Raw genomic sequence first — 12,297 nt, forward strand, 5'->3', positions numbered from 1 at the left:
TTGGGTCCTTTTGGACTAGCCTCGCGTTACTGACCGGGTTAGCAGTAGTTTCATCTTCAGATATCCCTGTAGTACCTTCTGGACCTTCAATTCCAACATTCCTGGTCACCTTCGGATTATTAAAACTAGTTACCGTTAAGTAATTATCATCGTAATATTTCCCAGAGCTATCATAAAAAGCTTGTGTACGATTGGCGGGAAATTCCAAATCCTCTGTACAAGAAGGAAACTCGTACATCGGTACCCCGCCGTAAGTTACTTGCTGTCCTCCTTCGCAATACACCTGCTCAATATTGCCGTACATATCTTCTTTGTTCGCATACCATCCTTTTTTGGAATTCGTGTAGCTGTACCGGTACCAAGCAAAAAAGGTATGCGTCTCAGAATTTTGAATAGATTCAACTTTAATCTCTCGGCCTGTCGTACTGATGCTACCTGACCAACTTGCTTGTCCGATGGCCTGCGGTATAGGTTTGGTCGATCCGTCTCCATCTACGAATAACGCATTTTTAATTTTCTTCCCTTGTCTGAATTCGATTTGAGTTATTGGATTAAGTGTTCGTTCTTTTGAATACCCTTCCCAGTGAGCTGTACCGTTATAGTTTAGAATGGCTACTTCTGTTGTATCCCCTGCCGCTTGTACTTGTCTGGGTAATGAGCGCAATTCCGGAATAATGAGGTCAAGCGGTAGAAGGCTACCAATCATGAGAATCAGACATAGATAGACGATCCGTTTATTTAAAGATGAGGGCATTTAAACCCCTCCTATTCGATTACGGCTGGTGTAATAACTCGAAATACATCTTTGAAATTTGCTCCAGCCGAAGGGTGAGAAGTAACTCTCAACCGTAGAGTAATCCCCCCATCTGTTTGTAATCCGTGTTTTGGCAAAATTACGGCACCAATTGAACTCTGCCTATCATTTGTATGATGGACGCTAGCAAACGAGTTTAATATACCTTTACGAAAACTGTTTCCGTCTGGACTTAAAATGCCGTATAACGAGAAATCCAGTCCTTTGGTACTTTTTCGATAGAACGTTTCCGATTCATCATTATTAAACTCAGTATGCGACTCGACTACGAAAAGATAGCTTTCCGGATAATCAGCAACATTGTAATAATCCCTACCACTAGCCCGCCAAACCAACTCATTCAAGTCCCCCAAGATCCCCCGATTTGGATCGTTCGGATCTTCCAGGTCTACTGCAACCACACGAGTTACAACGCCTTTATACAGCCCATCACTCGTTTCAATCGTCAAATTGTCCATGTTCCATGGGAAGAAGATTTGTCCGCCAAAAAACTCCGGCATAACCGTAAAAATATTCGTCTTCTTCAGCGCCAGCTCCGCATTCCCCAGCGCATACTTATCCACTTCCAGCGTACCGCCGCTGTTCACGGTCAAAATCCGCTCGATGATCGTGACCGACTGCGCCCGTGTCGTGGTGTTGTCCGGAGCCAGGTCCCCCGCGTCCAAACCTTGAATGAGCCCCTTCTTCGTTGCGTTGTACATAACTGAGCGATCGTCGATCCGGACTTCCGGTTTTTGCAGGGTCGGGTCAGTAGCGCGAACGGCGATCCGGGCCATTTCCAGCCGGGTCATAGAGGTATTCATGTCGCCTTCCTTGAAATCTTCCTTGCGCTGAATGCCGATCTCCTGCGCCTTCTGCACATACGAATCGTACCAATTGGCCGGCTCTCCCGCCGATACGGTCAATTCCTTCTCCGTACCGGCCTGCTTCACATCAGCTGCCGGCTTGGCCGCTGCCGCCGTATCCGGTCCCATCGCCGTAAGCACCATCTTAATAAATTCTGCGCGCGATACTTCTTTCTCCGCACGGAACGTCGCATCCTCGTATCCATCCACATACCCTTTCTTGACCGCCTTCTGGATACTCGTCTCGCCCCAATGCCCGCTAATGTCTATCAGCACGACGTTTTTGGCAGCACCAGAAGACGCCGCCGCAGCAGGCTCGGCCTTCAAGCCCGTATGGGCACTTGCACTCGTGGTCGTCGAATCGCAGGCCGTAACAATTAACAACAAAGCGCTCAAAGTTATCCAATGTTTATTCATCATCAATCTCCCCTTTATCGGCAGCATAGGTCCAAAGTCATCCATCAGCAGTAGTATCACATAAAATATTTATTCTCGTCCACATATTTCCACAATAAAAAACCGCCACTACGCGCATCTCTTCAGATGTGCATAATGGCGGTGCTTCCGCTCATTTCAATCGATTCCTTCCTGAAAATACCATAGATTCAGCAATGTGTCAAGACAGACCGAGCTTCCGCTAGCTGGACCGGCTCTTCAAATCCTCGTAAAAAGCCGCCTGACTCGCCAGCATATAAGGAACCAGCCACAACGAGCCGATGCCGAATGTAATGGCGCTCAGAAGCGCCCAGCCAATAAAGGACACATACAGAACGAACAATCGCCACTTATGCCCGTACATCATTTCTTTGCTTCGCTCAATCGCGTCCTGCGGACCGATCGTCGCATCGTCCTGCATGATGAAATAAGCCTGCGAATAACGGAGAGCAGCGATAATGCCCGGCACGACCAGCAGAAGCGACCACAAAATAATCAATACATACATCAGCAAATAAAGAGCCATGGTCGGCGCATACCGGCTGAAGCCGTCGAACAACGAGCCGATTAGCGGACGTTCTCCCCTATGCAGCCTGAGGAAGAAAACGTACATCGCAAAAGTTAACGGACCGCCCAGCAGCAGAACCCCGATCCATCCGATCCCCGGAATCGAACCGACGAGCCCGAGAATGAGCGAGTAAATCAAGGTCAGACCAACCGCATTCCACCAATAACCGGTCAAGCTTCTTCTTCCCGCCGCACGCAACTCTGAACTTGTGGGCATGACACCATACCTCCATGTTCGATCGAATTCGCACCGCACGTCCTCGGACCCCTCGCATTTTACGGCACAAAGTAACATATGATCGACAGGAGCGAAACTTTCGTTTTTTTTCGCCGATACGCAAAAGAAGCCCCCGACACCGTCACCGACAGTGCCAAGGGCTCCCGTTATCCCGATACCTCAGTCAATCTCCGTCTGTTCAAAACCACTGGAGCCGCTGGTTCAAGGCGCCCCGCGGCACCATAAACCCTTGCGCCCTTTTGAAATAAACCGGCGCTCCGCGAACGACCGTCAGCGATTTATAATAATCGATATACGGGAAGCCGTAAGTCTCTCCCCTCGCAAAAGCGTACACACTGAGCGCTTTAATCCACGTCTCGAACGCATCCTCCGGAATGTCCACGAACACCTCGGGCACGAACTCGTGCATATCTTCCCAGTTTTCCGAGAAATACAGCTTGCCGGCATAGTGGGAAGGCAGATCGCGCTCGATCGTTTTCAAGGCGGCATAAAAATGCGCGTCCTCGACGATTTTGTGCGTATTGGCATGATCTTTATGGATGCTGTTTTTCCAGTGAGTAATAATGATGTCCGGCTTCACCTCGCGGATGATGTCCGCAACCTCGTATTTGATCTCGTCGTTGACCGGAATTTCCGCATCTTTGTATTGCAGGAAACGGACGTCCGCGCCGAGAATTTCGGCCGATTTGTACGCTTCCTCGATTTTCTGCTTCGCATATTCGTCGGGCGTCAACCGCGGATGCCCTTTCTCCCCGGGAGTCAGATGCAGAAACGTCGCTTTATGGCCTTCCTGCGTGTATTTCGCAATCGTCGCTCCGGCTGTTAGTTCCTGGTCGCCGGCATGGGCGCTGATCGCCAGAATATGTTTTTTACCTTCTCCAGCCATGGTTGATCTCTCCTTTATGTCTGCATAACGCCAAGCCAAGTCCGTTCGCTCATCGATCTACAATATTTTCTTGCACACATGAAACCGCCGCGTAATCTCGAAGCCGAGCTTCATATACAGCTGGCCGGCCGCCGTCGCCTCCCCGGTCCATAAAAACCAGGCGCCGTGCAGCCCTTGTGCGCGCATGTTGGCAAGGCAGTCGTGCAGCAGTATTTTGCCGAGCCCTTTGCCCTGCTGTGACGGATCGACGCCGAACGGACCAAATCTTTCGCGGACGCCCTCGTAGCCGCCGTGCATACAAAACCCGACCAGCTTTCCCTCATGCCGGACGACATGGATCGCGGTCATCGGCAGTCCCCGCAGCAGCCCTTCACGGATCGCCCGGCCCCAATCGGGGTTAAACACATCCGCAGCCAGCTTGATCACTTCGATCAGATCCCGGTCCTGGGCCAAACCAAACTCGTAGCCCTCCCGTTCTCTTTCGCGCTTGAGCGCCTTCACCTCTTGCGGATACGCATAACGGACGAGCGAATAATCCATCGCAACCGGCGAGTACAAGCGGGCAAAGCCTTGTGCCGTCAAAAACGCATACCCTTCCGGATAGCTCTCTTCATCGACGCCCGGTACGAAATAGTTCGGAGCATACGACGAGAAAAACACCTGCTTGCAGCCCCGCGCCGCCAAAAATTCGAATGCATCCTGCATGAGCCGGGTTCCGACGCCTTGACGGCGCATCTCGGGGGCTACGAAGAAAAACGTGATCCATCCGTTGTCCGGCTCCAGTTCCGTTCCGATCATCGGCAGCAATCTGCGCAAGCTGTACACTGCCCCTACAAGCTGCTTTCCTTCAAACGCCAGGCGCAGTCCTTCCGGGTCAAAGTTGCCGTCGAGCAGCACCATATTGCGGAACCTCAGCGGCGTTACCGGATCGTGGCGCAAACATTCGTTCCATAGCTTGACGATAGCCGCTTCGTCGCCGGACTCGTAATAACGGTAGACGATTGACGTCATCTCAGATTCTCCTTTGCCAATTACTCGTAGATCAAATAAGCTTCCCGGGTTTTCGACCATTCGGCGGCTTCCCGGTCCCAGTCGTCCGCGATCCGTTCGGCGGACGATTCGTGCAGTGTCAGCCTTACCCGGTCGCTGCCGGTTAACAAGTCGATGAAAGGCTTGGAGCCTTCCTTATAGGGCGGCAGCCATTCGAAATGGTCCGCATGCAGGTCCTGTACCTGCTTCAGCAAATACAACCCGGTCCGTACAGCCCGGTACTCCGCCCGATCGGTCACATACACTTGAACGCCGCCGCACAACTCTCCCTTATGTTTCGAGAACATGGGGGTAAAATATACCGGATGGAACACAACGCCGGGCAATCCGTGCCGGTTCATCGCTTCGGCCGTCGCTTTGCCGTCCAGCCAGGGGGCGCCGATCATTTCGAACGGTTTCGTCGTTCCCCGCCCCTCCGAGAGATTCGTTCCCTCGAACAGACAAGTGCCCGAGTAGACGCGCACGGTATCCATCGTCGGCATGTTCGGAGAAGGCATTATCCACGGCTGCCCCGTCTCCGGGAATTCCATATCCCGGGTCCAACCTTCGAGCGGAACAACAGTCAACCGGCATTTCGGCTCCGATTGGTCGTTCACGAGCTTGGCGAATTCCCCGATCGTCATGCCGGTCCGGAACGGAACCTGCCAGACGCCAACCATCGACTGATAGCCGTCTCGCAGGACGCCTCCCTCTACCGTCCGTCCGCCAAGCGGATTCGGCCGGTCCAATACGATCAGTTCCTTGCCCGCCTTGGCACAAGCCTGCATTGTATACACCAGCGTCGTTAAGTACGTATAAAATCTTACGCCCAAATCTTGAATATCAAATACGACGGCGTCCAAAGATTCGAGCATCTCCGCAGTCGGAGCCCGGTGTGTGCCGTAGAGGCTGAATACCGTAATGCCAAGACCCGGGTCCGGCTCGTCTTCGAAATAAACCCCGGCCTGCCGCTCTCCCCGAATGCCGTGCTCGCACGCGAACAAGGCGGTCAACTGGGCCGAGGATACACCGGCGCATACGTCGATCGTAGAACGAAAATGTGTAGTGATTCCTGTCGGATTCGTTAACAGTCCGATTCGTTTTCCGCCCAGATAAGCTTCCGCCGAATCTTGCAGCCGATCGGCTCCGGTTATCACGGAAGGATGCCGCGTGAGACGTTCCAATTGAACGACCTCCATTCGTTATCTTCTTGGTATCGCTTACATCGTTTCTGTTTTCCGAAAAATTCCGCTTCCTAGTTTGTGCAATTCCTAACGCTCGTAAACCTTATTTCAACCACAGCCCCATTATAACACTCTGAAATAATATTTCAATATTAAAATTATATCATGAAAATTTGTTTTATAATCCAAATGCAGGCAGCGACGTTCGACGATCCTTTCCCAGCCCAAGGATAAACGCTTATCGACGTCTTGACGCTGGCGTTTACCAAGATTTAGAGCCGCTCCCACGATACACGTTCCGATAAATCAAAAAAACCGCAGCGCTTCGAGCTGCTACGGCTCGAGGCGCTGCGGTTTCGTTACTCTTTAACGCTGCTTCACCAAATTGTAGATCGCCTGTGCGGCTTCCGCCCGGGTTACAGCCGACTTCGCTGCAAACCGCTCGTCACCCGTGCCCTGCATCAAGCCGGCTGCCGAGGCGGCATATACGTCTGCGCGCGCCCATTCGGAAATATCCGACTCATCCGAATACCGCTCGGCTGCCGTGCCGGCCGGCCGTGTGCCCGACGCGTACGCGTACGCCCGCACCATCAGCGCCGCCATCTCCTCTCTGGAGATCGTAGCTTGCGGCTTGAACGCGTCAGCCGATCGGCCCTGAATCAATCCGGCGTCGGAGGCCGCCGCAATCGCGTCGTAATGCCAGTCGGACCGCGTTACATCCGCGAACGCGAACGCCGGAGCGGCTCCGGAAGCGTCCTTCGTAAGTCCGAGCATCCGCACGAGCAGCGTCGCAAACTCGGCGCGCGTCACGCTGCGGGACGGTTCGAAGGCGTGAGCCGACACCCCTTCGACCAGATGTTTCGCTGACAAGCTCCGGATCGCTTCATACGCCCAATCCGCTTTGCCGACATCGTCAAACGTCTTGTCATATTCAAGGACGGCATACGTGCTGAAGTGATTCAGCGCGGCGGTCATGACACCTTTGCTCGCATCGGCCTTGCCGCCGACATAGTCCCATTCCTTCGTGCTTTCATTGTATACATACAAACCGATCAGGTTTTCGTTTACCGATCCTTTGCGGTAGGGCACTTCGACGTTAACCGGTTCACTGAACCGGTCCAGCTTAACCGACGTTTTGCCGCCAGCCGGTACGATCGTGATTGCGAATTCGTGCAGGTCGCCCGCCGCAGTGACAGCCAGCCCTTCGCTTCCTCCAGCCGGCTTTTTGTCACCGGCTTGGTCAGCAGCAACCGGACGCACCGTAACGATCACTTCCGCTCCCGCACCGTTACCGTCCGCTGCGAGCTCCGTAATCTGCTTCAGGACCGCAGCCGGCACTTGTACCGAAGCGGCTCCGAAATGCAACACCAGCTGATCGTCCCCCAGCTTCGCAAGTCCGTCAGCCGGCAGGACTGCCTCGCGGACGCCGGCCGGCAGTTGAACCGTCACTTGTCCGTCCCGGCTGCCGCCAAGCTGCTCCCGGCCAATCGTCTGCCGTTCCGCATCCGGAGTCGAAGGCCGAACCGTTACCGGTCCAGGTCCGTAACCGGCTCCGGGGCCTCCGCTAACCGGTCCGCTGCCCGGCGTGTCGTCCGTGCCATCATCCGGGTTGTTGCCCGGGTTTTCGATAACGGGCGGAACATACTTGTCCGGATACGTGCCTTTTACGAAATTATACGTGTCCTCATAAATTTTCCGGTCTCTTGCAACCGTACTCTTATAGGCAAGCTGGAACGTATCGGTCGCCCAATACCAGGCGAGCGCCGACTCTTTCATATATTTGGCTGTGACGCCCTGATCCAGATAATCGTAAAACTTCGTCCGCAGCGCCTCGTCTCTGAAAATGTTATGATGCACTTCCATCTCCACGCCTAGTCCGAACCGTTTCGCCAGATCAGCCGTATCCGTCGGTCTTGTTTTCGGGCTGGTGTAGAAGGCGTAGTTCGGCTGGATAAAAGCGAAGTCGAAGCCAAGTTCCTTCCAGCGGAACGCTCCCGCCGCCTGATAAAATGGAATCCAATGGATCTTTTTGCCCTTCGCATGCATGTAAGCCGTCGATTGCTTCACCAGCTCTTCTTCCCGGTTGCTCGCATAATTATGTACCGCCTCGTCGTACCAGTAAAAGCCCTCAAGCGACAAATGCTTGAAGCCGGCGGCTTCCCATTTCTGCATCAACAGATCGACATACCATTTCACAGCCGTCATCCGGTTGTCCAGCGCTTGATCGTCTCCAACGGCGTTATGGTCGAAATTGAGCGTTTTGCCGTTGACGACCCCGAAATTGGTTTGGATCGGAAGCGCCTTCGGAATGGAGATATATACTTTGTACTTGTAGTCCGGCTGATTCAGCTTCGTCTTGACGTCGGCAACCGCTTGCTCCAAAGCGGCAAGCTGAACGTCCGGCTTGAACAGCAGGTCGGCGTACTCCTGCCAGTCCTCCTTATTCGAGGCGTAGGCGGCGGAAGTCACCGTACTCGCACTGATATAAGAGCGGTTTTTGGAGCTGGTCGCATAGTTCATGAACAGGATCGTGTCGTAAAACCAATCCTGAATCACCCCGTCGCCGTCAATGTATGCGACAACCGGCAGCATATCCTGATACGTTCTCGGCAAATACACGGTGCCGTTCGTATGCCAGCCCCCGTACAGTAAATATTCGTGCTTCAATCCTCCTACCTGAGCCGAGCCGGGAGCCGGAAACTTGTGCTCCTCGTTAGGCAGATACGGGCTGAAGTCCGCTCCGGCCGGAACAACGGCGTCTGCAGCTACCTGCGTCAGACCAAGCGCCTCAATCTCATCGAGGAAAATAAAGACGTCAACCTCGAAGCTGATTTTGATTTTCGAAGCTTTGACGTTCAGTCCTCCGAGCGTATACACATACTGCTTCGCGTCGAGCTTCACCGCCGCGCTGTTCGGAATTTTCCCGAGAAAATGCCACGACTGCCCGTCATCGTTCGATACCGATACGGCTAGATAGTCGGGCTTGTAAATCCCGGCGGAAGGGTCGTCAAGCGCCCGCACGTTCACTTCCCGAAGCGTGGACGGCTGACCGAGATCGATGACCAGGCTTCTGCCGATGTTGCGGAAAAAGCTGACATATCGGGTCGAGCCCTCTTTGCCCCAATCCCCGGTGCCCAGCAAGCTGTCCGTCAAAAACTTCACCTTCGCCTGCTCGCTGGTCCGAACGGCCGCATCCCCGGATTCGACCGACAATACCGGCTGCTTGTTGTACACCAGGTTGGTTACGGTATCCCCGGAAGACCCTCCCGGATCTCCGGCCGCATAGGCCGGTCCGAACGGCAGCAGCGCCACCACTATGGCGAATACGAGCAATCCGGTCAATTTGGATTTCCAACGCATAAAACAAACCTCCTTCTCGATAGTTCCATGCCTTGCACATCGGAAACTGCCGATGCAGCTTTCTTGATACTTGCCACATGACTCTCGGCTGGCCGCGTTTACATCACTCCTTGTCGGAAAAGGTTTAAAAGCCGGAACGTTCCGCGACCGCTTACATTTAATGCGCATTCGCCGCCGGCTTTTCTCGCCTGGTAGAACGCCTGTAACGAATTAATGCGCTTTCAACCAAACGAGCCAAACGCCCAGCAACGCGACTTATGTTACCGACACGGCTATTTAAACGCAATTATCACTTCAATCGCATGGAAAGATAAAACATTTCCCGCAAAAGAAAAAAGCCCCGCTGGGCTTTAAATCTTGGAAAACGTTACATTGGCGCTTCTTTTTGGGTGATACATACACGATTGCTGGCTCTCCTAAAAGCAATAAGAGTTTTTGCGAGTCTGTCGATTCATTGTGTGTTAGCAGGCCGTTCCAACTGAAAAATTACCTTCTTCTGCTCAAACAGGTTGTCCGGAATCCCTTGATTGAATAAGGATGGTAAGGTAGGGGATTCCAGACAAAACTCTCCAGAAGTTGAATTACTCGCCACAGCTCAACGTGTAGCTATGCCCCGCCTTCGTCGCAAAGCGGACGAGCGTCGCGCCTTCCGCCAGCACGCCGCTCGGCTGCGCCGCGTCCATCGCAACCAACCGGGTATCGCTACGGACAACGCACACGCCTCCGCTTTTCGAACGGATGACGGCCCGGGTCAACTTGCCCCCGCTCCACTCGATATCGACCTCGAAGCCGCCTCTTGCCCGCAGTCCGCGGACACGCCCGCCAGGCCATGCCGCAGGCAGCGCCGGCAGCAGCCGAAGCTCTCCGCCGTGCGACTGCAGCAGCATCTCGGCAACGGCAGACGTTCCGCCGAAATTCGCATCGATCTGGAACGGCGGGTGATCGCCGAACAAATTCGGATGAACCGAGTGACTGAGCAGAGCCGCATAGTTGTCGTACGCTTGGTCCCCGTCCTCAAGACGAGCCATAAAGTGAATTATCCACGCCCGGCTCCAGCCCGTATGGCCGCCGCCATGCTTCAGCCTCCGGTCCAAGGTCACACGCGCCGCCTCGGCCAGCTCCGGAGTACCCCGTAGCGTAATTTGCTCCCCAGGGTGCAGTGCGAACAGATGCGAGATATGCCGGTGACCGGGCTCGACCTCCTCGTAATCGTCCGCCCATTCCATAATTTGACCGTGACGGCCGATCGCCGGCTCCGGAAGCTTGCCCAGCGCCTCCGCTAGCCGCATTCGGAAGTCTTCGTCAACGCCCAGCCGCACAGATGCTTCTACGCAGCCTGTAAACAAGGCGCGCACAATTTGCGTATCCATCGACGGCCCGACGCACATACATCCGGTGTTGCCGTTCGGCAGCCGGTATTTGTTCTCCGGAGATAAGGATGGAGCGGTTACGAGCCGGCCTTGGTCATCCTCGATCAGAAAGTCCAGGAAAAACAACGCAGCGTCCTTCATAACCGGGTATGCCCGCTCCACAAGGAACGACTCGGACAAGCCGAACCGGTAATGCTCCCAAGCGTGCAGCGCTAGCCAGGCACCGCCCGTCGGCCAGTACACGGCCGGAATGTACGTGCCTTGAATGGCCGTATCCGCCCACAGGTCGGTGGCGTGATGAGCGACGAAGCCTTCGGCTCCATATACGATTTGAGCCGTACGCCGCCCGTTCTCCCGAAGCCGGTCCAGCAGATCGAACAACGGCTCATGGCATTCGGCCAGTCCGGTGACCTCCGCCGGCCAGTAATTCATCTGCAGATTAATATTGATATGATAGTCGGCCTCCCAAGGCGGCGTATGGCTCTCGTTCCATATCCCTTGCAGGTTGGCGGGCAGAGAGCCCGGTCTGGAGCTGGCTATGAGCAGGTAACGTCCGTACTGAAAAAATAACGATTCCAACCCGATATCCCTTCCGCCTTCCCGCACGCGGCGAAGCCGTTCGTCTGTCGGTAGGTCCGCCGTCTCCTCCGACTGCGCGTCGTCCAGCTCAAGCGCCACTCTGCCAAACAGCGAACGGTGATCGTCCTGGTGATCGCGGAGCAGCGCGTCATAGCCTTTCCGTGCCGCGGCCTCCACCTGCTCAAGGCACACCCCGCGCGGATCGCCGCACCGGAACGTCGTCTGGGCCGCCAGCAGCAAAGTAACGGAATCCGCCCCTTCCACCGACACAACGCTGCTGATCGTACGGACACTCCCCCCTTCGGCAACCGCTTTCAACACGACGGAGTAGACAACACCGTCCGGACCGCATTGTCCGCCCATCGCAATCGTATCCGTCCCGATGAGAGAGATCTCCCCGTCGAACGGCCGCCTGTTCAGGCCCGCTGTAAAGGTAAGTGCCCCTGGTGCACCGGCAGTGAGCCGAATTACGATAACCTGGTCTACGGCACTTGAGAATTGAACTCTACGGAATTCCGTCGCCCCGCTTGCAAACTCGACAACCGCCGTACCGCTGGCCAGATCCAGCTCCCGCTTGTAGTCCTGAACGTCCTTCTCCACCCCTTCGAAAAACAGGGACAAATCGCCAAGCGTCTGGTACGGGGCAAAATGATGCGGCATCGAACTCATCGTAATTCTGGCGAGACGCTCCGCCTCCTTTGGTTTGCCTTCGAACAACAGGCGGCGAATGTCCCCAAGATGACGGATCGCCTCCGGATTGTCCCGCTGCTTCGGACCTCCGTACCAGACGGAATCCTCATTAAGCTGAATCCGCTCCTCGGCCGCCCGGCCGAATATCATGCCTCCCAGCCTGCCGTTGCCGATCGGCAGCCCCTCGACCCAGCTTCTGGCCGGCTTCATATAAGTTAGCTTTTCGTTCATTTGACTCATTGAAATCCTCCTTTGAGGTTACCGGTAACCTCAATGTAAACGGCCTTCCTCATTCTGTCA

At 54.7% G+C, this 12,297-nt stretch carries 7 protein-coding genes; all 7 read right to left on the reverse strand.

Going from position 1 to position 12,297, the window contains the following annotated elements; genetic code table 11:
* Positions 1-765 precede the first annotated feature (765 nt).
* Complete coding sequence (locus PV433_RS08320) at positions 766-2,079, reverse strand: S-layer homology domain-containing protein (RefSeq protein ID WP_332071715.1); 1,314 nt, start codon at positions 2,077-2,079, stop codon at positions 766-768.
* Between the two features lie 217 nt (positions 2,080-2,296).
* Positions 2,297-2,878, reverse strand: a complete 582-nt coding sequence (locus PV433_RS08325) for a DUF975 family protein (RefSeq protein ID WP_190928953.1) — start codon at positions 2,876-2,878, stop codon at positions 2,297-2,299.
* A 199-nt stretch (positions 2,879-3,077) separates the two neighbouring features.
* Positions 3,078-3,785: a PIG-L deacetylase family protein gene (locus PV433_RS08330; RefSeq protein WP_190928952.1), complete on the reverse strand. Its 708-nt coding sequence runs from the start codon at positions 3,783-3,785 to the stop codon at positions 3,078-3,080.
* 57 nt (positions 3,786-3,842) lie between these two features.
* Positions 3,843-4,796: a GNAT family N-acetyltransferase gene (locus PV433_RS08335; protein ID WP_332071716.1), complete on the reverse strand. Its 954-nt coding sequence runs from the start codon at positions 4,794-4,796 to the stop codon at positions 3,843-3,845.
* 20 nt (positions 4,797-4,816) lie between these two features.
* Entirely contained in the window at positions 4,817-5,998 is a 1,182-nt protein-coding gene (locus PV433_RS08340) for an exo-beta-N-acetylmuramidase NamZ family protein (RefSeq protein WP_332071717.1), read from the reverse strand.
* A 366-nt stretch (positions 5,999-6,364) separates the two neighbouring features.
* Positions 6,365-9,358: a DUF4855 domain-containing protein gene (locus PV433_RS08345; RefSeq protein WP_332071718.1), complete on the reverse strand. Its 2,994-nt coding sequence runs from the start codon at positions 9,356-9,358 to the stop codon at positions 6,365-6,367.
* Positions 9,359-9,939: 581 nt separating this feature from the next.
* Complete coding sequence (locus PV433_RS08350) at positions 9,940-12,237, reverse strand: glycoside hydrolase family 95 protein (protein WP_332071719.1); 2,298 nt, start codon at positions 12,235-12,237, stop codon at positions 9,940-9,942.
* Positions 12,238-12,297: the final 60 nt, after the last annotated feature.

The organism is Paenibacillus sp. GYB004, assembly GCF_036577605.1.
GTDB classification, from domain to species: Bacteria; Bacillota; Bacilli; order Paenibacillales; family NBRC-103111; genus Paenibacillus_AB; species Paenibacillus_AB oceani.